The sequence below is a fragment of the Shewanella surugensis genome, assembly GCF_023284005.1.
GTDB lineage: Bacteria > Pseudomonadota > Gammaproteobacteria > Enterobacterales > Shewanellaceae > Shewanella > Shewanella surugensis.
Genome location: NZ_JAKIKS010000021.1, coordinates 1 through 25,383 on the forward strand (window position 1 = coordinate 1; position 25,383 = coordinate 25,383).

General features: G+C 41.3%; 19 protein-coding genes and 2 pseudogenes. 2 read left to right on the forward strand and 19 right to left on the reverse strand.

The genetic code is table 11. From position 1 onward, the window contains the following. Positions 1-4: 4 nt before the first annotated feature. The 7 genes and pseudogenes from L2764_RS07295 to L2764_RS07325 form a co-directional block, all read right to left on the reverse strand. Positions 5-145, reverse strand: a pseudogene (locus L2764_RS07295) (phosphoenolpyruvate carboxylase); the annotation flags it as partial. A 3-nt stretch (positions 146-148) separates the two neighbouring features. Then, positions 149-322: a hypothetical protein gene (locus tag L2764_RS07300; RefSeq protein ID WP_248939563.1), complete on the reverse strand. Its 174-nt coding sequence runs from the start codon at positions 320-322 to the stop codon at positions 149-151. Then, positions 297-1,517: a phosphoenolpyruvate carboxylase gene (locus L2764_RS07305; RefSeq protein ID WP_248939564.1), complete on the reverse strand. Its 1,221-nt coding sequence runs from the start codon at positions 1,515-1,517 to the stop codon at positions 297-299. The genes L2764_RS07300 and L2764_RS07305 overlap by 26 nt, the downstream gene beginning before the upstream one ends. Positions 1,518-1,574: 57 nt before the next feature. Further along, positions 1,575-2,228 carry a hypothetical protein gene (locus L2764_RS07310; RefSeq protein WP_248939565.1) on the reverse strand — a complete coding sequence of 218 codons (654 nt, stop codon included), beginning with the start codon at positions 2,226-2,228 and terminating at the stop codon, positions 1,575-1,577. Further along, on the reverse strand, positions 2,228-5,908 hold the full coding sequence (locus L2764_RS07315) for an ATP-binding protein (protein ID WP_248939566.1): 3,681 nt from the start codon (positions 5,906-5,908) through the stop codon (positions 2,228-2,230). Before L2764_RS07315 ends, L2764_RS07310 begins: the two co-directional genes overlap by 1 nt. A gap of 326 nt (positions 5,909-6,234) precedes the next feature. Further along, positions 6,235-6,942, reverse strand: a complete 708-nt coding sequence (locus L2764_RS07320) for a DUF3581 domain-containing protein (protein WP_248939567.1) — start codon at positions 6,940-6,942, stop codon at positions 6,235-6,237. Between the two features lie 352 nt (positions 6,943-7,294). Next, positions 7,295-7,912, reverse strand: a complete 618-nt coding sequence (locus tag L2764_RS07325) for a carbonic anhydrase (protein ID WP_248939568.1) — start codon at positions 7,910-7,912, stop codon at positions 7,295-7,297. Positions 7,913-8,556: 644 nt separating this feature from the next. On the opposite strand from L2764_RS07325, the gene dauA reads away from it, so the two are divergent. Beyond that, positions 8,557-10,281 (forward strand): C4-dicarboxylic acid transporter DauA, encoded by a 1,725-nt coding sequence (gene dauA, locus L2764_RS07330; RefSeq protein WP_248939602.1) that lies wholly within the window; start codon positions 8,557-8,559, stop codon positions 10,279-10,281. Between the two features lie 243 nt (positions 10,282-10,524). Here the strand turns inward: dauA and L2764_RS28175 are convergent. From L2764_RS28175 to L2764_RS07355, 6 genes and pseudogenes are all read right to left on the reverse strand, one after another. After that, a pseudogene (locus tag L2764_RS28175) lies at positions 10,525-10,680 on the reverse strand (transposase); the annotation flags it as partial. A gap of 338 nt (positions 10,681-11,018) precedes the next feature. Continuing rightward, complete coding sequence (locus L2764_RS07335) at positions 11,019-11,534, reverse strand: peroxiredoxin family protein (protein WP_248939603.1); 516 nt, start codon at positions 11,532-11,534, stop codon at positions 11,019-11,021. A gap of 585 nt (positions 11,535-12,119) precedes the next feature. Continuing rightward, positions 12,120-12,449, reverse strand: a complete 330-nt coding sequence (locus L2764_RS07340) for a hypothetical protein (protein WP_248939569.1) — start codon at positions 12,447-12,449, stop codon at positions 12,120-12,122. A gap of 44 nt (positions 12,450-12,493) precedes the next feature. Continuing rightward, a complete protein-coding gene (locus L2764_RS07345; protein WP_248939570.1) occupies positions 12,494-12,907 on the reverse strand; it encodes a DUF3010 family protein in 414 nt (137 codons plus the stop codon). Positions 12,908-13,032: 125 nt separating this feature from the next. Beyond that, positions 13,033-14,760, reverse strand: a complete 1,728-nt coding sequence (locus L2764_RS07350; RefSeq protein WP_248939571.1) for a hypothetical protein — start codon at positions 14,758-14,760, stop codon at positions 13,033-13,035. A 145-nt stretch (positions 14,761-14,905) separates the two neighbouring features. Further along, positions 14,906-15,766 carry a Gfo/Idh/MocA family protein gene (locus L2764_RS07355; protein WP_248939572.1) on the reverse strand — a complete coding sequence of 287 codons (861 nt, stop codon included), beginning with the start codon at positions 15,764-15,766 and terminating at the stop codon, positions 14,906-14,908. 554 nt (positions 15,767-16,320) lie between these two features. On the opposite strand from L2764_RS07355, the gene L2764_RS07360 reads away from it, so the two are divergent. After that, a complete protein-coding gene (locus L2764_RS07360) occupies positions 16,321-18,825 on the forward strand; it encodes an alkaline phosphatase family protein (protein ID WP_248939573.1) in 2,505 nt (834 codons plus the stop codon). Between the two features lie 672 nt (positions 18,826-19,497). On the opposite strand, the gene L2764_RS07365 is transcribed toward L2764_RS07360, so the two are convergent. The 6 genes from L2764_RS07365 to L2764_RS07390 all read right to left on the reverse strand — a co-directional run bounded on the left by L2764_RS07365 (position 19,498) and on the right by L2764_RS07390 (position 24,789). Further along, complete coding sequence (locus tag L2764_RS07365; protein WP_248939574.1) at positions 19,498-19,989, reverse strand: YybH family protein; 492 nt, start codon at positions 19,987-19,989, stop codon at positions 19,498-19,500. A gap of 45 nt (positions 19,990-20,034) precedes the next feature. Then, on the reverse strand, positions 20,035-20,928 hold the full coding sequence (locus L2764_RS07370) for a CopD family protein (protein WP_248939575.1): 894 nt from the start codon (positions 20,926-20,928) through the stop codon (positions 20,035-20,037). A gap of 5 nt (positions 20,929-20,933) precedes the next feature. Next, positions 20,934-21,332: a copper resistance CopC family protein gene (locus L2764_RS07375; protein ID WP_248939576.1), complete on the reverse strand. Its 399-nt coding sequence runs from the start codon at positions 21,330-21,332 to the stop codon at positions 20,934-20,936. A gap of 70 nt (positions 21,333-21,402) precedes the next feature. After that, a complete protein-coding gene (locus tag L2764_RS07380; protein ID WP_248939577.1) occupies positions 21,403-21,921 on the reverse strand; it encodes a DUF411 domain-containing protein in 519 nt (172 codons plus the stop codon). A 107-nt stretch (positions 21,922-22,028) separates the two neighbouring features. Further along, entirely contained in the window at positions 22,029-22,523 is a 495-nt protein-coding gene (locus tag L2764_RS07385) for a hypothetical protein (RefSeq protein ID WP_248939578.1), read from the reverse strand. A 100-nt stretch (positions 22,524-22,623) separates the two neighbouring features. Then, the gene (locus tag L2764_RS07390; RefSeq protein WP_248939579.1) at positions 22,624-24,789 is read right to left on the reverse strand and encodes an MFS transporter; all 2,166 of its coding nucleotides are present in this window, start codon (positions 24,787-24,789) and stop codon (positions 22,624-22,626) included. Positions 24,790-25,383 lie beyond the last annotated feature (594 nt).

A 25,383-nucleotide genomic window follows, 5' to 3' on the forward strand; every position in this document is an offset into this window, starting at 1 on the left:
AAAACTAGGACAGCCACAATTCCACATCACGAATAATAAAGTTTCCCATATAAACAGGATCGGGCTCTTCTATCAAGGCCAGCTCAAAATACGCTTTATGCTCCTCTGATAGCGCTTCATAACCGCCAATGACTTGATACAACCAAAACTAGGACAGCCACAATTCCACATCACGAATAATAAAGTTTCCCATATAAACAGGATCGGGCTCTTCTATCAAGGCCAGCTCAAAATACGCTTTATGCTCCTCTGATAACACCGCATAATTACGCGCCAATGACTTGATACAACCAAAACTAGGACAGCCACAATTCCACATCACGAATAATAAAGTTTCCTGTATAAACAGGATCGAGCTCGCCTATTGGGGCCAGCTCAAAATACGCTTTATGCTCCTCGGATAGCGCTTCATAACCGCCAATAACCTGATACAACCAAGACTCGTGCCCCCAAGATAATTCATGCTCAACCAAGTATTCTAATGCTGACTGTGGCTTTCCAGAATCAATCACACTCAAAAAATAACCATCAACGGCTTGCTTAAGTGGATTATCCGGAATGGAGAAATCCTCCTCATCGTTAAGTAACACCGCAGCGTGACTCGCTAACGCCTGAGGCTCAACATGAAGGCGGCTAATGGATTTAATCCGTGCCACCATGTCTAACAGCTCAGGTTCTTGACTGGTATTGTAAATATCGACAGAGGCGGACGCTAACAAAGCATCTGCTTGATTGAACAAAATCGGCACTTGTTTATGCGCCACATGATCAAGGGGTCGGTAATCCGGATGTAAGCTGGCATGCAATAACCAACCTTTGAATAATCGAGTGCGGCCTCTTATGTGCCTAAAACGACCTAACAACTCCAGTAACCTTGCCTGCACCACGCTCAACTCTTGAGTACAATCACTCAAGGTCTCCTGCATATTAATCACCAACAACTTACGCAGCTCACGAATATCACCCGCAATATCCGTCAACTCACTAAATTGAAATAAAGATAAACCATTAAGCAGCTCTGTGACTTGGCTCTGAGCCAATTCATTTTCTCGAATTTTGGCATTAATGCTGCCGACATAACCAAACTCGTTGTTTATTCGCCCCCACAATATCCGAATAGCGTGACGTAAACTGTCGCTAAAACGATAAACATGCTCACTTAAATCATTTAAATACGCTTCGCTGCTACTGTGATCAGCCTGCTCTCGTGCTTCTTTATAATGGGCTGCTAAGGTTTTAATGCTCGCAATCGCCGAGCCAATATTGGCATCAATTTGCCGATGACGCTCATCACTTAGGCTTTCTTCTAATAGCGCCCGCACCGTCCCTTTAAGACGTAGCCCTTGCTCCTTTTCAGGACGCCATAACACCCCAGCCGTTTCCAGTTTCTGTAATACATTTAAATCACGGCTATCTTCAGAGATCTCACCTTGCTGATAAACATCCATGATAAGTTCGCTGTGACGACTGAGTAACTTCAGTAATTTGACACCCGCTTGATGCAAGTTATCACTCATCTGCACATCCTCGAATATCACATCCTTGAGTGCCAGATAGCCATAAACCTAATAACATCACAATAAATCCTTTTGAGTCGCCGTTTCGGCTTGCGCTTCCAAGCTCAAACCTTCAGTTTCATCAATAAAACGAATCACTTCATAAAGATAATCAAGCTTTCCTGTCGCCATGTAGATTTGTTTTTCACTATTCGGTTTGATTAAATAGCCTAATTCTAACAAACGCTTAAAGATGAGTTTAAGTTGTGAGTCACTCTGGCTACTCGTCGAGCCAAATAATCGATAATGACTCAATTTGGCCAATTGCTCACGAAAAGCGGGTGTATCTTCAATCCGCGTCTGTAATTCAGTTAAACGAATAGTGGCACCTTGGGTTAATGGTGCATCTTGACCACTGGACTCTTGCACTAAAACCAGCCACTCCACCAACGGGGTTAAACTGTTACAAATGGTTTTAAATTGCCCAGAAATGACTTTGCGCTCTTTATCACCCAGTTGTAAATAACCACAGAAAAACACATCACCTTCAGCGGCGAGACTCACAGTCCGGTTGATTTGATTTAAATAGGCCTCTATTCGCTCTCGACTCACTGGGTTTTGCAACGCCCGCCACGCCTCTTCATGGGTGGTACGGCAAATAAATTCGCCTTGTAATAATAATTCAATGACGACACTCATGCCCACTAATACCGTTTCATTCGACTCAGACATTAGCTCGCTTCCTTCTTAACAACCCACTTCTGCTTCAACTTTTCACTAATCACATTGATCTGCGGCTTAACCACTTGTAATTGACGCGTTTGCTTATTGATAATATAGCGATTAGAAAACAAGTTCAGCACCTCAGATTCGGGGTTCGGAAATGCGCCTAATACCAAAATATTATTGTTCTCACAGGCATCAAAAATTTTCTTCACGTTGCTATGATGCAAGGTGCCTAACTCATCAATCGGCCAATGCACAGTGACATCCGAACGCCCTCGTAATAAGCGAGTAAAAGCCAATAAGAACTTACATAAAATAAGGTAAGCCATACCATGGCTTGAAGATTCATTCAGTTGACGATCGGTACGGATCACTAAGTCACTATTACCTTCTTTTAAACGCAGCTCAATTTCCAATAACTTAGCAATTCCGCCGGTGAGCGCTGAGCGGCCAATGATATCTAAGGCGCGGCGCATACTGACGATGTAATCCTCACCGGGCAATCCGGTAAAGCCCTCCGCTTTCCAATGGGTGAAGGCTTTCACAAACGCTTCAAGCTCTGGCCAAAATTCAAGCTCGCTGATCCGTGATCGTATTTTCACCTCAGAGCCCGATACCCCCTCTAGAAACAGTTCTTCACTGACTTCACGGGTAATACGGGCACTTTGGGTCACAATGCGTCTATCAATATCCACCAAGACATCATAAAACGCCGTTAAATCAACACCAAAAATACGTCCTTGCTCTCTAAGCGCCGTCACAGATTGCGGCACCATCACATTTAATAACTGCGCCAATTGCGGTACCAATTTTCGATAATCCAGTAATCGAATCGACTTATCATTGATAAAGCTGGACTCTTCTCGAGCGCGCTCCCAAAACTCCGCTAAACCTGAGCCTGATTTACTGGCGATAACTGAATCAAAGTGCTCAACATATTGCTTAACCGAACCCAATAGATAATCACGCTTTAATAATAACTCTTCACTCTGGCGTAAACGCTCAGGCAAATGCCCTTGCACCTCATCCTTATTTTTCGGTAATTTAAGCTCGGAAAGCTTGCGTAATAAACTGCGTAACTTACTTAAGTTTTCAGACGCTTCAACTTGGGCTGAATCAGAAACCTTACGTTTTTGGTCAAGCTCATCTCGCTCAACTTTTACGGCTTTGGCTTTGGCCTTCAATTGCTGCTCTAAACTGGCCGTTTCTCGTTTCACATCGCTCAACTGCGTTTGTAATTTAGGTTTACGTTTCAGCCAAGTATGTTGATACCAATCCTCAAATCGCAATACCTCACTGCGGCGTAAATCAGCATCCACTATCTGCGACTCAAGTTTAGCGATATCTTGTTTAAGCTTAAGGATCTGCGCTTCATCGACGCCACAGGATTTAAGCTCATTTTTATACCACTGCTCGCAAGCCTGCTTATCGGCCTTCGCCGCTTGTCGGCGCTGCTCGATATTCACTTTTATCTGAGTAAGTTGTGTCTCAATCACACCAATGACGTCTTGCCAATAGGCTTTTTTCTCCATCACCAAATCTAGCATTTGCTCTTTATGTGCTGCTTGCCAATCTAATTCACTCTGCTTCAGTAGCTTGATTTCCCCCTCAAGCACCGTTAATTGCTTTTGTGAGTCACGCTTACGCAGCGCTAACGCGTGATTGATTGTCTCTTGCTCTGTACGCTTTTCATCTAATAAACGCCGCAGATCTTCACGGCTATTTTGATACGCGGTTCTGGAAAAAGTCAGTTCTCGACTCATTTTATCTAGCTGCTCAGTCGCAGCCACCAGCTGCTCTTCCGCGTCAGCTTGCAGCGCTTTGGCGCTCAATAATGCTTCTTCGGCTTTGCTGTGCTCGATACGTAAGGCTTGCTCCGATTGCGCAAATCGAGGGGATTCGATGGCCTTTAAATCAATGCCAAGGCCATATACCCCTGCTATATTTTCCTTTATCACATGAGGGTTAAGATCACTTCGATGCAGTAATGACTCATTAATGACTTTACCTAAACTGCTTTCCCAGCCTTGCACATCACGACGTAAAAACTCAAGTAAAGTATGAGATTCGGGAAAGAGCACATGCTCCACTTGTTCCAATTCAGCTTGTCGCTCGCTCACACGCATTGTGGCAATGCGTAATGCCTCATGGCTTTGCTCACGTAAACTACGTAACTTGCGCTCTTCACTACTCATACGCTCAAACTTAGCGTTACAGGCTTCTTGTTCTTCGTCAGCTCGACTTATGCGCTCATCAAATACCGCCAAAGCCATTTTCTCATCTTCGGTATAGGCCACATTGTTCACCGTTAACAACAATTGAGCTTTCGACAGTTTAAGCTGATAGTGCTGCTCACTCGATTCCGCTTTCTTTTCCTCAAAGGTTAAACGCCATTCTTGCTCTAAAGCCTCAATATCACCGCGAGCAAAATTATTCTGGGTATCTAAATACCCACGTTGCTTATCTTGCTCAAGATGTAACTGTTCAAGCGAGCGGTTTAACTGCTCACCTATTTGGCTGCATCTGGCGTTATAAGCCGCTTCGACGTCTTGGTGTTGTTCAGTTTGTAATTTATGCTGTTCGATAAATGACGCTTTGTCACTCTGCCATGTGGGTAGTTTTTCTAAATCCGCTTTTGCTCGCTCAATATCCGTCTCTAAAAAAGTGTCATATTGATTCTCAATCGACTCTAATTCATCTTCACACTTCGCTAAATCCCCTTTAGCCGCCGATAAGTCTAAATTAAGTTCATCACGTTGCTCTTTCCACTCTCTATCGAGCTGCTGTAGCGAGTAATTATGGCTTTTCGACAAGGCTTGATTGCACTCTTGGCGCTCAATTTCAGCCCCCTCATCTTGCACATAGCCTTGTGTTAGGCCACTTAAGCGCAATTCAACACTCAATAATTGATCAAATTCTTGCTCTAATTTATCAAATTCAGGGCCGATTTTTTCAAAACCTTGAATAAGCTGACTTTCACGGATCCACGCTTCAACATGCTGTGGATTTAAACGTGAACTGGGCGGCGTGACTCCATCTTCTTCTAAAATCGCTGCCACCATGGACTTGACCGTTTCCATTTTGCCTTCTTTGGAGTGCACAGCTTTAGCCAGTTTTTCAATGTGCCGCAGCGCATGCTCACCATCACATAAAGAAAACTGTTTCGCATAAGTGCGTAATTCACTGCGATGCCCCCCCGTGCTCAATAAGGCTTTATCATTTTGAATAATGCTGCGATACTCTCGCGTGTTTAGCAACTTAGTTGTGCTAATACCCGCCCGCTTATATTCGCGTCCAAGCTCTGCCATGGTATAACAAACAAGTTGGTTGTTTTCACGGCTTTTAGTGTAATCTTCAAGGGTAAAGCCTTTAGCAATAAAGCGATAATTCACCCCTTTACCGTCACCGGCAGAGGCTAAAACCCCTTGATACATTAATCCATCTGACTTTTGATACTCAAAAATGATATAGCTGGATTCATGAGGTAAATACCAACGCTCAAAACTGTCTCTTGTTGACGGCACCACACGGCTAGGATATTCACCATAAAAGACAGGTACCAGACGTTGCAATGTGGTTTTACCGGATGCATTGGTACCACAAATATTCGTATGGCCGTCCAACATGAGTTCAACAACGCCGGGTAAGTGCGTATCTATGAGTATGATGCGATGTAAACTTGGCATTTCTTTCCTTATCCAACACCTGCAAAGTCGCAGGGAAACCTTGGCTCGACTGAAAAATCAGTTTATCCGCCGAGTAAAATGAGATTAATACATTACGCGAAAGTGAATGTAAGGAGAGTAAATTAAAACAAAATGACGCGCTTAGCAAACTTAGGAAAGACGTCGGATACACTTTTTGACTAAAAGTACTAAAAAGCATAATGATAGAAGCTTGAAAATAAACCTAAAAAGATGCATCCATTGTGTTCTTGGACCATATATAGATGATGGCGAGCACTCACTCACCACACATTTAAACCATGCTTAACGATTTAAGCATAATAAACTTAAGCACTGACCGCCAATTTGAAACCTTCGTATTGATCGCACATTTTCTGCATCAATTCTTCATCAATGGCTCTCAAACCACTCAAGACTAAGGTTTTCTCACCCGTTCCAACGAGCTGTTCACCACAATGTAATTCAAAGTTTAATGTCACGTCACCGCGTTTACCGTCAATTTTTAAATATTGCTTAACAAGATTCAGGGTCACTTCAGAGAACACTAAGGTGTGTAAATCAACCGACATGCTTTCATAAATAATGAGCGGACGAGCAGGGTTAACCATGACCCCTTGCGCTTTCATCATAGGCACAAGTACATGAATAAAATTCAGTCCTGAAAAAGCCACATAACTGCGGATGAAGGCTTCAGTCTGCGTCAGGCAACGCGTCGTCTCGCCACTGCGATGGACTTTTAAATAGCATTTTTCTTTTTCGTCACAGATATCAAAATCTTGTTCTTCGCTATCAGAAAAAGCTAACGGCACGTGATCGCCAACCATACCCGCAAAATTAAAGGTCATTTTTTGACTTAAACCATATTCTGTTAATACTAAAGCAAAAAGTAAGTCTCCAGGCACACAAAATCGCTTCGCATTCACATCATGAATAGGATTAAAATCTTGAGCCACATGCTTAGCGAAAGTACTCGCTTGCGTCCGGCTAACCGAAATAACTTGATTTTTCTTATTAAAATAAGGACTTAAAAACATATAGCTTATTAACACTTAATATAAATCAAAAAATAGCTGCGAAGTATACAGTAAATGCATCCCTTTACTCACCCGATGAGCTAAATAAATAAAAATCAAACAATAAACAGTTAAAAACAGCCTATGAAAGTGAAGATTTATTCATCAGTTAATTCAGTAGGGAATGAAAAAATATTTGAGGTTGATACTGTGATATCGACAGTCAAGCTATGAATGGACGATGTCCATTCATAATTGAAGCTTATATTTATCACAGCTGGCAATTTATTTTGAAGGACGTTTAGGCAGCATGCTGGATATTTAGACTATCATCGCTGGCACAAAATATTAAACGCCCTTGAGATTTATTCAATCAGAGGCAACTTTGACATTCATCTGATTTATCAAGGTCTATATTGACACCTAAATCTTTTATTTTCCCGTCTTTTAGATTATATATCCACCCATGAATACTAATCTCCTGACCCCGACACCTAGCATTTTCTATTATGCTAGTTCGACCAACATTCTTTACCTGTTCAATTACACTTAATTCACAAAGCCTATCAAGCTTGTCATCATCAAGAGGGCTTAATTCGTTTTCATATAGATTATAAACATCTTTAATATTGTTTAACCAATTTCCAATAATACCTAAATTATGTTGTTCCATTGCAGCCCTAACTCCACCGCAACCATAATGACCGACCACTAATATATGTTTAACTTTTAATGTTTCTACTGCATATTGCAATACAGAAAGACAATTGATATCACTATTAACCACTAAGTTTGCAATATTTCGATGAACAAAAATTTCTCCTGGCATCGTTCCCATTATTTGGTCTGATGGCACTCGACTATCAGAACAACCAATCCATAAAAAATTAGGTTTTTGCTCCTTATGGTTTTTCTCAAAAAAATCACTTTCATTACGTTTTATTTTTTCTGCCCATTCAATATTTTTTTCCAAAAGTCTTTCATATATCATATATAAAACCCAGAATGAAATTAACTAAAAAAATAAACACTGCTTTCAATTTAACAACATAAAAAATTAACAGCATTCAATGTAAGAATGGAACCTGTAACCCCATAATTAATAAACTATAACTCATAAAGCATAAACCATAAACCATAAACCATAAACCATAAACCATAAACCATAAACCATAAACCATAAACCATAAACCATAAACCATAATTCATAATTCATAATTAACAATTAATAAACCATAAACAATAATTGATAGCTAACAATCAATAATCAACATTTAACATTAATTTAATTCACTTATTAACCAACATCCAATCCATAACAAAACAAGCGAATACCAACATACCTATATAAACACCACTTTATATTGCAAACAAATAAAAACAAGAACAAACCAGTAATCACATAAAAATTAACACAAACAAAACCCAATCACTATATAATAATTCAAAATTAATTTAGAATCACATTAACAAAAAAACAAGTATACAATTAAAAAATATTAATTGATAATATCAAATCACCTGCCACCATTAAAATCACACTAATTACAATGAAGGATTAAAATAACAAAACATACAATACTAACAGTACGATTATAACAAAGTCATTATAATTTTATAAACCAAAGAATTTAAATTATGAATAGAGCTCATTTACTGTCCTTAAGATTAAGCCATGCATTACGAGAAACCTTTCAAGAAAAAAAATACAATTTAAATAGCTTAATAAAGGATATATTAGCTGGTATAACTGTTGGCATTATTGCGATCCCTCTATCTATGGCTTTAGCAATCGCTATTGCCGTTCCTCCTCAGTATGGTTTGTACGCTGCAATGGTCAGTGGTTTCATCATTGCGCTTACGGGGGGAAGTCGTTACAGCATATCTGGCCCTACTGCTGCTTTTGTGGTTATTCTTTATCCAATAACGATCCAATATGGGTTGGGTGGTCTACTTCTTGCCACAGTTATGTCTGGTGTCCTACTAATAATAATGGCTTATGCTAGATTAGGACGGTTAATTGAATACATTCCAGAATCCGTTGTACTTGGCTTTACTGGTGGTATTGCCATTGTAATATTCACACTTCAAATAAATAATTTGTTAGGGTTGAATATAGACACGATGCCTGAGAACTATATTGACAAACTTGATATAATATTCAAATCCATCCCTAGCTTCAATCCTGCCAGCTTATCTGTTGCGAGTTTAACATTAGCTATCATGATATGTTGGCCACGCCTTAAAATTCCAATCCCCCCTCATTTACCCGCAGTCATTATATCCAGCATATTTACTTATGTTTTAAGTCAATATAACTTTGACATTGCAACTATCGGCTCAGAATTTAGCTATTTACTAGACGATGGTACTGTAGGGACCGGGATTCCTTCTGTTCTTCCCGTTTTTAATTTCCCTTGGTCTTTCCCTACTTCTGATGGTACTCCTCTAACATTAAGCTGGCCTCTCTTTATTGACTTACTCCCTAAAGCCTTCACCATTGCGATGTTAGGTGCTATAGAATCATTACTCTGCGCCGTTATACTCGACGGTATGAGTAATAAACGACATAGCGCGAATAGTGAATTGCTCGGACAAGGAATTGGTAATATTGTCGGTCCATTTTTTGGGGCTATCACTTCAACAGCAGCAATTGCCAGATCATCAGCTAATTTCAAATCTGGTGCTCAATCACCACTATCAGCAATGATTCATTCCGTTATTATTTTTATTGCTATTCTATTTCTAACGCCCTATTTAGCAAAAGTATCAATGCCAACAATGGCAGCACTGTTAGTCGTAGTCGCATGGAATATGAGTGAAACCCCTAAAATCATTAGTGTATTAAAAAAGGCCCCGATCAATGATATCGTTGTACTTTTACTCTGTTTATTTTTAACGGTATTCTTTGATATGACCATTGCTATTGTTTCCGGTATTATTCTAGCATCAATATTATTTATGAAAGAAATAGCAAAAACAACGAAAATAACGAACGTCACCACTAAATATTTATCTAATGACAGTCAATTAATGAACAATTCTAAAATTATTAAAATTAGTGGCCCATTGTTTTTCGCTGCAGCTGACCGCTTATTTGGAGAGCTGAGTTATCAAGCAAAACCTCTATCAAAAATAATTTTATGCTTAGAAGATGTTCCTTTATTAGATGCAGGAGGCTTATCTGCTCTTGAGCACTTTATTCGTGAGTGTAAAAAAAATCAAACACAGGTTTACTTAGCTAATTGGCAATTTCAACCATTGAAAACCCTAGCTAGATCTGGATTGGCTCCAATAAAAGGTGAACTCATTTTTTGTGCTTCACTCTCGTTAGCCTTAGAAGATGTAAAAAAAGACTGATGTATTCCTTTGTCGCACCAGTGCTGCAAACCTTTATATATTCAAGCAATTAAGTGTAGCGCGCTTACCAGGCTATAGCCTAAAGAAGTGAACTTATTATGAAGTTCACTTCTTTTTTGGATAGATTAACAAACGATAAAACACAGGTGTAGTTCTGCATATCATGGGGCCGAAGGCTGGGTTTTCAGTATAACGACACAACGATTTAAACGGCGTTATACCATTTCCTAATTACCCATAAGCTCAGCCATACTTAAATACTTCTGCGACATACATAAATCGTGGCAACATGTCTTCAAGCGAGAACCTTCGATTAAAGCGATAACAGTACTCAGCTAAATATCTAGGGAAATGTTTGAGATTAATTGAATGATAAGTCCCTGTTGTTGCATTTTTTACACAGGGCAACCGCACGAACGTTTTTTGAACATATTATGAGTATTTTTAATGTGTTACCGGTATAGTACTCATCCTGATCAATGTATTTATCACCAGTTTTTGTATGATAACCGAACGTTACGCTTAAACAAAACCAACAGGAGTAAGCCTTAACAATCAGAAGATGATATAACGAGAGTAAGCTTGCCTCTAGAAGACTAGAGCTCCGTTGCCTTAAGTATAGCGGTAAGCCACTGCACTAATGACTGAGCAATCATCAAGGTCGGTGCATGAGCTAACGTAAGCATTAAGCGGGATCCTGCACGTAAGTCGCCCCGCTAACCTAGCATTTTATCCCGTTAACGTTTTTCAATCCCTAGCGTCTTTAAATTATTGGCAATATCTTCAGCCGCAGTATTGGCATTAATATCATCATCAATTTTTAAAATGGTACCATTTTTACCAATGTAAAAGGTTTCACGGCTCGCCACGCCTAAAAAATTCAGCACATCATAGGCTTTCGCCGTTGCCTTCGTTGGATCGCTCAGCATAGGAAAATCGACACTTTCTTGCTTAGCAAAAGCTTGATTATCCTCTAACGGATCCACACTCGCCATCATATACACCGCATTATAAGCGCGAATTAACTGGCCTTTTTGCACCAAAGAGCGGCATTCTTGAGTACACACTTTGGTATTAGCCATCGGATACCACGCCAGTACCACGGTTTGTTTACCTAAATAATCACTTAACTGATAAAACTCACCATTAGTGGCTTGCAGCTTAAAGTTAGGCGCCTTATCTCCTACTTTCAATGACGCTGCACTGGTCCAAAAGCTCGCCACTGACAAGCATAAAACCATGGCCATTTTCATGCCCGCTCTTAGTCCGCCCCTTTTACTGACAGATAACGGCATTACTGTACTCTGAGTCAAAAAAAATCCTTTCATATTATTCTCACTTTTTATTAAATAATGGTTTAAATGATTAATCCATCTCAAGCTAACGGCTTATTAAGCAGACTTCAAGCTCATTATTTATCATCAAAATGAAAGGAGGATTTCAATCCTGATGACTTAAGTCGGCTACTGCTTTAATGCATCAATAAACTGTTCTGCTTGATCTAAACGGTAATCGCTAGGTAAAACCAATACAAACCTTGCCCCTAGAGCACCGCGTATTATCGGCGATGAAATCAGTGTCTCATGCCAATATACCCGTGATACTTGAAGATGCAGGATTCAGCTGGAATTAAAAGCCTTGTAGGCAAGGCTTTGAGCAGATGACCTAGTGATTCTAAGTTAATGCTCAATAATGCAGAATAAAAGGATTTTAAACCAGCCTATTAGGAGTCATTAAAACCAACCACTTCTGTGTTGCATGCTTTTAAAAGGTGCCTACATTCCCGCAATCATGCGCCTTAAACTGATTGGTTTTACTGGCTCTGAAAACATGCATCTTCAAGTATCACGGGTATAAAATGTTAATGGCGAACCTATATTATTTTGGGTAAGAGCCATCAATTGAGTGGCTGCAGACGGTGTTAGCTCAACCATCACCGAGATATTATCATTCCCCTTTCCATTCAAGTACGCAGCAGAAACATTCATGTGGTTAAGTGCAAAAATCGTTTCCGAGTTCGCCTCTGGCGTTGTCAATTGAAAATACACCGCCGACTTGGCTGAAGCGTCGTCAGAAGGTGCCACGCAACCAGAAAGCACAGCAGCCAGCATAAATAATGCAGTCGCACAAAAAAGGCGGTGATAGTGTTGCTTTACTAACGTAAACACATTGATATCCCCTATGTTGTTATTTTACTCAAACCTTCACCGTTTTATAATAGCCCCTCATAGGCTAAATCATAAGCCTTCGCTAAATCTTGCGTTTTAGGCTGCAAGGCTTTACGTTCATTCTCACGCTTATCCGTTGCTCTTAACGTCGCGGGATGAATAAACACCACCTCAACATTGGCAACCGCTAATAAAATCCCTTCTATCAAAAAGGTCCCCGCGCCTCCAGCACCTTGCCCAGTAGTAGCACGGCGATTAATCACGATTTTATCCACACCATGGGCTTGGCAATAAATCTGCACATCTTTGACTAATTGAGCGACATCGGCTTGAGTCGGGTTTTTGAGTAAACTCAATTTATTAACTTTAGGCGCAATCAACTCATGTCGCTCTCGAGAGCCAGACAAGGCAACCATTCTAATGTCATTAGACTTTAACAATAATCCCGCTACGATCACGAAGCATCTCCTTCACTTAAATAACTTAAATAACTTAAATAACTTAAATAACTTAAAATTATAATAAAACAGCAGCCAATAATGACTGCTGTTGAGGTATTCACTGAAACGGGCTCTAAAACCGCTTAGTTTTGATTATTTTTAAATGATTTCACATAAGAGTGAAGCACAATGCCTTTATTATCCACATCCAAAGCTAACTTCACTTCCATATTTTGCGGTTTCATTTGAGATAAGTCGAGCACATCATTGGTCCCCGCCATCTCTGCATAAGCTTGGAGTGGCTCCAACATCTTGCTCGAATCAAATGACAACATCGCCAAATCATTTTTAACCACCATTTCATGGCTTAAATGCTCCGCAGCGACTTGTCCTTTATCACCATTAAAAATCACTAAATGTTTGCCTTTGATCGCCATTTTTAATGCAATGGGCCACTCTCCTGGTAAAGCTAGCACATGAGTAACATCAGTCGCAGTGCCATCAATCGGTAAACTCACTTCAGCCAACGCAGGCGCAAACATCTTCATCATATTAAATAATAAGGCGGGCTCGTCACTACTGATACTGGCAATAGCATCCACACTCTTAAGCTCAGCACCATCATTGCCTTCAGTCAACTTATAATCCAATAGCGCCGCACTAGCGCCCATCACCCCTTGTGCCATTCCTGTCATCATACCAACCATGGCTGGATCGCTTTGCGCAAGTTGCTGCTGAAACTGCGCTAAAGGTTCACACTGATATTCAGGCATCAGCAGATTATCCCAAATGTCTGTTAATGAGCCGGAGATCTTCGATACATCGAGTCCAAGTCCCATCGCCGCTACCGCACCATCAAGATGACTCACATAATGAGGAATAAAGCCTCTCATATCACTGAGCGCTTTGAGTATAACCGTATTATTACTTTCAACCACGGTGGTTAAATCAAACATACTCGAATCTTCGCTGACCGCAAAACCTTTCAAACCCATGACCGTTTGAGGCCAATTAGCGCCAATACCTTGAAGTTCTATTCGGCAGTTATCTTGCTTTAATTCTGAAAAAGCATCTTCACCTTCTTGCGTTGCATAACGGGTTAACTGCTGTGCTAATCGATTACCCTCTGTGGTGGTTATTCCAGTGATCAAAGATTGGTGATTAATGAAACTGATGCTCGAATGCGAAAAGCTGTATTTTTCAATGATCTTTTCTAAAGCGCCAGTATCAGCCAATGACTTAGGCATAGATGAAAGCTCAAGCGCCGTATCCAAAATATCATCATTATTCAATTCAGTATTAAATGTCACAATTAACCGGTTATGATTGATTGCCACTATCATATCAAGTGAGTTTTCTTCGTCCCCCAGTGCATACACGCGATAATTAATATCTTGTAATTGCGCTTGACTATGGGTCATGCCACTTGAGGTTTCAGCCTTATCAAGCTGACCCCAAAACACACTGGCATCGGCAATATCCAACTTAAAGACGGGAATCGCACCCAGAGTATAAAAATAGCCACGTATCGCTTCTGCTAATCCCCAAGTCTGAATAAAGGTTGCCCCTTTTTCTAAACTTGCGATATAGGTTTGAGATAAATCAAATAGAAACTTAGCGCGAGGATCGTCTTCTCCCGATAAACCCTCGAACAATTCGGCCGTAGCATTTTTATCCGCATCCGACAGTGAATTGACATACGTTTTAATCGGAAAAGGCTGTAATTGACCTGAAAATAATGCCGTGTCACTCGGAATATAAGTCAGTGCAGTGTTTTGCTCGAATGGATTATCACTCCCGGTCTCTTGACTCAGCCAATACCCTACCGCGCCGGCGGCGACAATGGCCCCAGCAATCAAGATTTTTTTCATTTCTAAAACTCCATGTTTTTTTAATTTTTACTGTTCAATGATATAAAAGATTAATCTTACGCTATAAATCAAATCAATGCGGCACAAAAGTCCATGCACTGTACTCAAGCACTGTTTATTTTTCTGTTTTTTTATTTTCTACCTTTTATCTTTTACCTTTCAAGGTCTGCTCAACCACCTTTTGCACCGCAAGCGCTTCTTTAAAGCTGGCTAATCGATGTGGTTTGTTTTGCATCATCAGACTCACCTCATCCAGTTGAGAAGCCACCGACCCTTGTGATCGAAGCAGTGGTATATTTTGCCACCCTGATTGCTGACCTATTTTAACCACTGAAAAATCCGCATAGCGTAATGATTGTTGCTCACCATATAAGCTCCATTCATTCACATCGGGGGCTGAGCCACCCACGGCCCCCATTAAACGCACAGGTAAATCACCACAACGATACTCCGCCATCACACTGATCTCTGCAGCGCCATTATCAGCAAAAATGACATGACCATGAATCAATTGCATTTCACCTAACAGTCGATGATGCATAAACACAAAATGTGAGAAAACTTCGCGCAAAAAACCGCCTTGTTCACGGCCCGATAACCAACTTGATGCCCCTTGCTGCCATGTTCTCGGCCAAGCACTGTACTGAAAACGTATATCGACGGATAAATGCGGCCCCAAATCCCCTGCTGCGATCACTTTTTGCATCATTTCAAGTTCAGGGCTGCTCGCTAACGATAAATTAACCGCCGCCTTGAGCTTATCATCTGTAGAATGACGTTCTAATTCAGCAACGAAAGCCGCCGCGTCATCAAAATCCACCGCCAAAGGTTTTTCGCACCAAAGGGCTTTACCCGCCTTGAGTACCAAGCGGCAATACTCAATATGAGTCTTGGGCGGCGTGGCGATATAAATCACATCAACATCAGCACGTTCAATAAGGGCGATAGCCCTTGTTTCACAGCTAATACCCACATATTTATCGGCTTTAGCCTCTAAGCTAATCAAACTAGGCTCCTAAACCAATAATGCCTAATCTCGTTTTATGTCCTTGCTGCACCCTTATGCTTCCTGCTATTCATATGATTTAAACATTGCCGTATTGATCATATCGAATTATGGGAATAAATAACATATTGAATATCAATAAAAAAGGTTAAATAGACATCAGAAAAAGGAGACTGATAAGAAAAAAGGAAATGAGGATGAACGAAATTAGGACGGTCACCGTAAAAACCACGCAATGCCCCCATATATTTCTAAAATGTGTTTCCTTTATATTAGGAAAGCTTCTTATACAAGTAACACAAATTATAAAAAAGTTAATTTTTATAATTAATACTGAATATAACCTTGATCATATTCATTTACTTTCATGAAAAATCACATAATCTTTGTCACTTCATTAATTTTAGTTAATATCTACACCAATTAATCTCCGCCTTAAACATGGCCACAATGCTGAAAAGGCCCAACAAGCATTAAACATGAAAACTCTCCCACGGCATATCAAACACTCATGATCCAATGATGTTCATCCCCATGAAAAAAGGTGCTCACTAATGTTATTTTTCGCCTATAAGAGAATGATAATTCTTTTACTGCTTATTATATTGGTATCTGGCTGCAATGATAATGCAGCCACCACAGAACCCCCTCGACTGATCGTGCTCGTCACCTTAGATCAAGGCCGATTTGACTATCCATTAGCAGCGATAGACAGCCCAAGTACTGAGAATAGCCAATCCGGTTATACCGGATATGGCTTGGCCGAAAAAGAACCTAATTCAGCCTATGCTAAATTTAAAAAGCAGGGGTTTGTGGCCGATTTTGCGTTAATAGAGCACAGCTCAACCCTCACACCTCAAGGTCATCACACAATCAATACCGGTGGAAACCCTTGGAGTCATGGCTTCCCGAGCATTGATTATACCCGCTATGATATCAATGCCGCTAAACAGTATGAATGCGCTGATAACCGTTATTCTACTTTGGGACTGACGCAAACGAGTAATAATATTGCAAATGCTTACATGGGTTGCCAGTCAAGCTATACCATGGTGTGCCCATTCACCAAAGAGTATATCACTGATGATACTCATCAAGTGGTTGAGGCTCCGCCTTGCAGTTTCCCAACCTCCGTGGTCAATGAAAAAGGACAAGTTGTCGATAAAAGCTATTACTTTTCCTATTTAAACGGCGGAACCACCGCGCTAGCTCAAGCCCCGATCACACTGGGTGATGCCATTTATAAGACCTATAACCAAGACAATAGTGATCCCCATGCTAATAAAAAAAATAATGGTAAAGTAAAAGTCTTCGGTATTGGCTCTTGGGACGAACCAGGCATCACTATGATGGGACGCAGCGGGCGTTTTTTATCGGTCAACACCTTAAACGGGCAATACACTAGCAGTAACTACTTTTACCCCCAAGGTTTACCCACATGGCTCAACACCTTCAATCAGAAAAATGACTTAATCGGTTACTATCAAAAACTCGCACAAGATCCCAAAGAGCCCATGCTAGCCCTTTCCTCTGATAATTCAGGCTTTGACTGGATCATACCCAATACACTCGAGAGTTATCAAAATGCAGAATTTCAACAAGACGATCGTCATTTAGCTTGGATGGAGCCACCCGTAGCAATCAATGATCAAGGGCAAACAATCACACAAAATCCAAACTATCCACATCATTTCTCGAACCAGTCACTCTCAGAGTTGACCCAACAAGCTTACTTCGCCCCTTTTTCTGAAGGGCGTAATTTTGAGCTCGCCAAAGAACTCATCATTCAAGAAGATTTGGGGCAAGATGCTGCGCCTGATCTATTAATTTTAAATTTAAGTGCACTGGATATGGTCGGGCATATGTATGGCCCCGATAGTATCGAGCATGAACAAACTCTTGGCTTTATTAATCGACGTTTTGGTGAATTCCTCGATTTTATTCAAAAACGATTAGGCAAAGACAATGTACTGGTCATCTTTACCGCCGATCATGGCATGGACTCCGTCCCCGAATTTCTCAACAATGCCGCTGGCGTCAATTATCAAAATCAAAAACGCTTTACTCAACAAGCCCAATTTTACACTCAAGCTGACACAGCCTTAGATCCCGCAGCCATCAGTAAGTTAAATCAACAAGCTAATCGATTATGTCTGGTTAAAAATGCTGGCCTCGGCGAATGTCAGCAAGAAATTAATCCCGACCAAGTCTATTTGCTAGAAACCATTAACCAAGCGATCAGCACGTTACTCAATCGATCGGATCGCTATGTCGCCGAAATCACTAATCCTGGTATTTTTCTCAATAGACAACAAATCGTCTCTGCACTGCCCAATGGCGGCTACCCGCAAACCTTAGCAGGCTACCAAACTTTCATTAATGATTTAATCACGCAACTCAAGGTGCAAGCCCAAAAACAACAACCTCAAAGTGTCGATAGCTATTATTCAACATTCACCCTGCGCAACACCCCACTGGCCTCTCTTGATTACAAAAAAGACGCCTTACTCAGAAAAGCGATACTCTCCACCGACAGAAATAATACCAATAGCGCACTCGTCACAACCGATGCTGGCAACTCATTTTCCATTACCACTGGACGCTCTGGCGACATTACCGTCGTGCCCACATCCCATAGCTATTTCTACCAAGGTGAAAAAGATGCCGCTATGCACGGCACACCTGAGTGGTACGACAGTGCCATTCAGTTGATGTTCTGGGGAAATAAAGTGACTCAACAAAGACTACCACTGCTCACTCAGCCCATGCGAGAGCGCAGCATCGTTCGTCAGCGCGATATCACCCCCACCATTGCCGCCATATTGAATATCCCTATTCAGCATTATCCACTGCCCGGAAAAAACCAAAATAACCAAATTTATGGCAAACCCATCAATGACATTATGGTGATGTATAACAAGATATCGCCCTATCAATCCGTACCAGAATTACAAGCAAATGATAAATACATGGAAAATACGCCACTGGAATACTTAGGCCCGCCAACGAAAAAGACCAGCAACTGGATCCCAGCTTCAAATACTCAAGTCACTCATTAGCATACAGTGATTTGGACCTGAACTTGATTTGAGTTTGGGTTTGGGTTAAAAGCAGCCAAGCTGCAATAGCAACCCGTTTATATCACTGTCAATAAGAGGGCTTCAGTCTTTATCTGAAGCCCCTTATTCTTATGTTTAACGCTCACCTTTATCTTCATTTTTATTTTAACGTAGGACGAAAAGTTAAGCCTGTCCTAACTTGGCTTCTAAGTTGAGTGAGCTGTCTATGGATAGTGTTAAGAACGTGAGTTTTGACTCACATTGAACCTTAAGCGATAACGTTATCTGTATACCGTTAGTTCCTTAATTCGCTATCGCTTGTTCTGGGATCTAGTGGGATGCTCTGGAATGTTGTGGAATGTTGTACAGAGATTGTTGTCACTCCATCAGACCTCGACAGACAGAGGACATACCACTTCAGATACATATTTGGCTTTGCAAGCTCAGCGACATCTACACAGTGTTTCAAAACAAAAGTAAAAACATTAACGCAATGTGCTACATCGGTCTGTGATGTTATAAAGTTTACTCTGATCCCATATTCCCTCATGATCTCTAACCCATAGTTTGACCATCCCACAAACTCTCTTTTTAAGGCTAATCCCATAAAAGCGAACCCTGAGGTTCGCTTTTGCATCAACAATCATAATCGCTTTTTGCGATAATGGTTTGTTATGACCAATGAATATGGACAATTTTCCAAGTGTTATCACTTTGACGTTTTAACACTAAGGTTTCCATATTGGTTGAGTCTACTTTTTTGCCTTTGTATTCACCCACAACATGACTGACCGAGGTTGCGATGGCGATATCGCCTGTTACCCTCACTTGTCGCTCTTTAAGATTAATGGTCAAACCTTTTAAATACGCCATATCGGCTTGAAGATGACCACTGGCATAAACCGCCAATGAAGGCTCGACGCTACCGCCTTCATAAATAAGCACATCCGTTGCTAACACCTGCTTCACACCCGCCTCATCACTGGCTTTTAGTGCGCGGTGAAATTGCTTAACGACTTTAGCAGCCGGTAAATTCTCACCAATAAATGCAGCAGGCCCATTGTCATGAGGCTCGTTACCATGAGCCCAAGCCAAGGAGCTTATGCTAGTGCAAGCTGCCAGTAGCAACCCAATACCTAAACTGATTATTTTTCTGTGTCTCATTATTATTCCTTTCATTTTATGTCATTAACAATAATACCGATATCACTATTGCAGGCTAACGGGCCCAAGAACACTCGATAAAACCCCTGTCACCGTTAAAATAAGGAATACAATCCCCAACTCAATGCCAATAGAGTGTTTTAACTTAGCTCTGGCTGCAACACCTTGGCTCAACTGAGGCGATAAGCGCCATTTATGACTCGCTGCAATGCCAAAAAGCACCACCACTAAACTGAGTTTAACGCTAATCGCCAGCCCATAAGGACTGTCAACAAACGCCGCCACATGATCGAATAACAGCCATAGCAATCCTGAACCAGAAAACAACACCAGCGCCACAATGGCCATTCCCAGCTGTCCAAATCGGTGCATGACTCGGGTTAATAATACTGGCTCACTCTCATCACACATCCGCCACAATGGATAAAGCGATCCCACCCAACTGGCAATAGCGACGAGATGCATAACAATCAAAGCCTGAGCCCAAGGTGCCAGTTCAGTGCTATGCCCGATAACACTAAAGCTAAAGGCTAACAGACTCCCACTTAAGCCTAACACCCCATAAGCCACTCCTCTGCTCACGGTTATCTTGCTCATACACAATAAGCTCGCCACCAAGGCTAAAATAAAGCCGCTAACACGCCAACGCACCGCCTCACCCACTGAACTGTCCCAGAGAAACGCTTGCATTTGCGCGTCGAACATCCCCCAAAAACCCTGCTCTGCAAACGAGCCGACTAATGCCAAATAATTAAGGCTAATCGCCACCAGTCCCAAAACCGCGCCGAAACCAATATAGGCTCGAATAAATCGCGCCTCAGCGGGATCTGCCCGCGTCAGGCACAACATTAAGCTACCCCCGATGACGGCAGCCACACTCAAATACATCAATCCTTTAAACACAATGGCTAAGATCTCAAACGTATTCAACAACATCATCTCAATCACATTTTGTGATGAGATTGATGCTCGGCTGACAGTTTGCTGCCATGGAACATAAACTGATATTGCCCCTTCATTTTATGGCCATCGTTTCCCATAATCATCCAAGTCACCTGATAATTCCCCGCCATTAACACAGGCAAAGACACGGAAAAATCAGACTGACTTTCTCCATGATTGGGTAGCGTCAATGCGATATCCTTATCCCCATCATTGAGGCGTAACTTGACTAACCGTACTGGCGCCGAAAAATTGAGTTCAAGCTGACTCGGTGATTGATTGAGCATGGCGCCCTCAGTAGGCATGGAACCCACCAGCCCCACATGGGCCAATACAGAAGTGCTAAATAAACAGACTAGGGTGAATAGGACGATATTGATGGGTTTTATAATGGATTTCATATACGTGACCTTCTACAACTAATTAATAAAAATAAAATTCGAATATCAATCAAATAGATCATGACATTCATTACTCAAGTGATGCTTCAAGACTATTAACTCGCCCATATAATACCGTGCTACCATCCTGTTTTAACAATAAGATATCATAAGGGCGAAACATGTCTTGGTATTCCATCCCCGGACTGCCTACAGGCATGGCCGGAACGCTAAGGCCTAAAGCATCTTCTGGTGGCGCCGCTAAAAATGCTTTAACAAACTGAGCGGGGATATGGCCTTCAAACACATAGCCATCGGCAGAGATCCCGGTATGACAAGACTGATAAGCAGGACCAATCCCTTTCGATTGCTTCAGCGCATCTAAATGATGAGTATTATGGGTTTGAACCATAAAACCTCGCTCATTCATATAAGCAACCCACTGCTTACAACAACTACAATTCGGGCTTTTATACACATCAAGCATCAAGGGTTCACGCTTAAGCGCTGCCTCAGCATGTGCCAAAGGCATAACCCCAAGCGTCAACACGACAATCAAGCATCCTCTTGCCCATCGACGAACAAAAAAATAAAAATGAATGATAAACACAGTATGACCTCCAAAACAGGTTAGGCTACATGCGTTAAATAACACGCTGCAGTCAAACCTACTCAGTAAAAATACAAACAAAAAATATCAGTTAAATTTGAGTATTATCATATAATGGATATCGGAGGTCGATATAAAGAAGCTCGATATTGAGGCTTAACTTGGGAGGGTAAAATAAAGGTAGGCTGCACACCTTGAGACAGTGAAATCAGTACAGGAAGCGCCATATTAAGGGCGGCAGAGACACAAGAGCCCAGTTCGCAATGACACTGAGCTTCAGCACTCATTTGTGATTCATTTTCATGACAATAAGCCTGAACGGTCACGCCACTATCAGCGACTGAAGCAGCCACCTTGATTGAAGGCGTTAACGCATTACTCATCACAATAGGAGTCGGCATAGCCGCTGTCATATTCATCGCACAGGGGACGATCGCAGACGCCAATGCCTGACTTACCAATGCCAGTAACATTAATACCACTATGATCAGCTGCCGAATATGCAATCGAGCCTTTCCTATCATTAATGAAGGAAGGTACTTTTTATCGCTAAGCGACTTTAAATAAGTACCTTGTAACCACAGAATATTAACCCAACTCACTCATATCCCCAACAACTATTTATACCCAAGCCCGTTTAGTGTGCTCAATTCAGTTGAAGCCTGCATCTTCCATGGTTACCGGGATAGGCGCCAAAATGTGCTATTCAATATCATCAGACTGCGTTTGTACCGCTTCTTGTAATTGCTGCTCTACCATGCTTTGTAACGGCTTATCATCAATAGAAGCCCTTAACTCGCTGTCTTCAATATCGTCCGAGTCTTGCAATATTTCGAGCATATCCGATGCCACTTCAGGAAAAGAATCCACAAAGGTACTGGCAATATCCACCGCATGTTCGGGGACATTATCCACCATATGATTAACATAAATATTGGCGGCATTTTCGATATTGTCTAACGCATCAGCCGAGAACGTTTGCTCACTGTCATGTTCACCGCCACTGTCACTTTCACTGTCAATTAAGTTTTGAACATAGGCTTCGGCCACATCATTTGACGCTTCAGGTAATGATTCTGATACCGTGAAGGCAAGCTCTGCCGACTGCTCAGGAGACACATCGGTTAAACGATTATACAGTTCTGTTGCCGTATTTTCTGAAGCGGCAGCGACCCTATCGACGGGTCGCATCGCATCTAAAGAATCAGATAGATTTGTCACGTACTCTTCTGTCATTTCCAATAGTTCACTCGGATATTCTTCGACCATATTCTCAGCGGCCAACGCCATTAAATCAATACCGTCATCGGGCATTGCATTAGCAATCGCGACAACAATATTAGTGAATTGATCCGGATACTCAGTGGTGATCCAATCAACAAGTTGATCGGCTTGTTCAGGAGACGCATTGGTTAATGCCTCTGCAATGTGAATACTCATTTGTGGGGCGGCAGACGTAATTGCCGCATATAATTGACTAATGTCGATCGCATCTATGGTACTTAATGCCGCTGCTAAGTTCGACGCGTTTTTAGGATCTCTTAACACCAATGCTTTCACCATATTCACCGCAGCCGATGGGTTTTTACTCGCCAAGCTAATCGCCACCTCCACTTCTGCAGTGGCTTCAAATTGTGCCTCAGCATAGTGTGTACGAGGATCCAATTCCGACACCACACCACTGGGTGTTTGCATGATAAAGCTTTCTTGGTCATCAACAGGTAAAGCGTGTCGTAACTTCATTAGAACACTGATAAAAAGTAACAAGGTTAAGGCGGTAACACTCATAAAACTAAACAGCGCGCTACTGCCAAAAGCACTCATTACCACTGAGGCAAGGTAAGGTCCGACAATACTGCCTAATGCATAGATCAATAATAAGGAACTCATTGCCGACAAGATTTGCTCTTTCAACACGGTTTCAAAAGTTTCAGCCATACTCATGGGGTAAAAACAGGCAACCAATCCCGTAATGAGTGCAATCACTAATAACGATAAGGTAAACATACCACTGGACATCAGCAGTGATACCGTCAAACAAAGCCCGATGAGCGTCGACACCATCAATAGCATGATTTTTCGACGATCAAAATTATCCGATAAATAAGCAATAGGGAATTGTAAAATGATCGCACCAGAAATCGCTGCCCCCATAAAGATGGATAAATCTAAACCTGCAATGCCATGTTTACTGGCAAAAATAGGTAACATATTAATTAAACCTGCGTACAGGAACCCGCTATAAAAACTACTGATGACACCGAGAGGAGACAGTTTGAACACGGTCATTAAAGACATCGACTGACTATCTTCAACGATTGGGCCTTTTTGCCGACTAATGACAATAGGGGTAATAGACAAGCTAAATAAAATACCGCAAATAACAAACAGGGTAATGTCATCGATCGGCGCGACATTTAATAAAAATTGCCCCGAAAAAAGTGCAGTCATCATCATCATCTGATTAATAGACAGTATTCTGCCTCTGTTTTTTTCAGTCGCACTATCACTGAGCCAACTATCCAATGTGGCATTAATGCAAGCAATACAAAAACCGGTGAGGATCCTCATACCTGCGAGCATGAAAGGCTCGGGATAGAGCCCAGAAAGCAAAATAGCAACGGATGTTAAACTACCACACATCGCAAATATTCGTATGTGACCCACACTTTGTAATAAGCTACGGCTGTAGTACGCACCCAACACAAAACCGACGTATAACATAGATAACACTAAGCCAATATTATCAAGGCTCACACCATCATTCTGCATACGCACAGGTAACAAAATATTGCTTAGACCGTAGCCCAACATCAATAAAAACCCACTAATGAGTAGCAACATAAAAGGTTTAAGGGTGGTCTTCACAAGGCGGTTCTCATTTCTCTATTCAAAGTTCAGCTTCTACGGTATGCACTAAAAAATAGCAGCATTTACTCGACTTTAGGAGTAAGTCACACAATACGCCTATATTATACTAATCCAGTTCAATATGTGAGCTTTCAGCGGATATTCGTAATACTTTATAACTAGTGGATGTAGTGCTGGTTTAAATGGAGTATTAATCATTCTACCCTGTATGCTACCAGTATGAATGAGACTTCCTTTTTATCTCTTTGAACAAGGGTACAGAAGAATAAAATAAAAGTGATGCCTGTCCTAAGAGTACTAAGAATGAATCGCTAAGCTGCCTGTACGGCAGTGGTAAGATAGTGAATCAGATCGTGAGTTCCCACTCACACGGGGCTGAGTCATAGACTAGCGTCTGGCCATGTAGGTATTGGCAAGTGTCTTGCTATTGGTAATCATATTGAAATTCATTGCTGCCACAGGCTCTTTTGCAGATACCTCTGTGACACACTGCAAGTATCTGACTAGTATGAATAGCAGGGAATGCCAAATCATATCGGTATTGGTTAAGAGTATTTGTATGACATTGGTTTAGTTGAATTAATTTCTGCC

Coding starts and splice junctions, on each gene's coding strand:
- L2764_RS07305 (WP_248939564.1), bottom strand. CDS start 1,517: ATGAGTGATAACTTGCATCAAGCGGGTGTCAAATTACTGAAGTTACTC.
- L2764_RS07310 (WP_248939565.1), bottom strand. CDS start 2,228: ATGTCTGAGTCGAATGAAACGGTATTAGTGGGCATGAGTGTCGTCATT.
- L2764_RS07315 (WP_248939566.1), bottom strand. CDS start 5,908: ATGCCAAGTTTACATCGCATCATACTCATAGATACGCACTTACCCGGC.
- L2764_RS07320 (WP_248939567.1), bottom strand. CDS start 6,942: ATGTTTTTAAGTCCTTATTTTAATAAGAAAAATCAAGTTATTTCGGTT.
- L2764_RS07325 (WP_248939568.1), bottom strand. CDS start 7,912: ATGATATATGAAAGACTTTTGGAAAAAAATATTGAATGGGCAGAAAAA.
- L2764_RS07335 (WP_248939603.1), bottom strand. CDS start 11,534: ATGAAAATGGCCATGGTTTTATGCTTGTCAGTGGCGAGCTTTTGGACC.
- L2764_RS07350 (WP_248939571.1), bottom strand. CDS start 14,760: ATGAAAAAAATCTTGATTGCTGGGGCCATTGTCGCCGCCGGCGCGGTA.
- L2764_RS07360 (WP_248939573.1), top strand. CDS start 16,321: ATGTTATTTTTCGCCTATAAGAGAATGATAATTCTTTTACTGCTTATT.
- L2764_RS07365 (WP_248939574.1), bottom strand. CDS start 19,989: ATGAGACACAGAAAAATAATCAGTTTAGGTATTGGGTTGCTACTGGCA.
- L2764_RS07370 (WP_248939575.1), bottom strand. CDS start 20,928: ATGATGTTGTTGAATACGTTTGAGATCTTAGCCATTGTGTTTAAAGGA.
- L2764_RS07375 (WP_248939576.1), bottom strand. CDS start 21,332: ATGAAATCCATTATAAAACCCATCAATATCGTCCTATTCACCCTAGTC.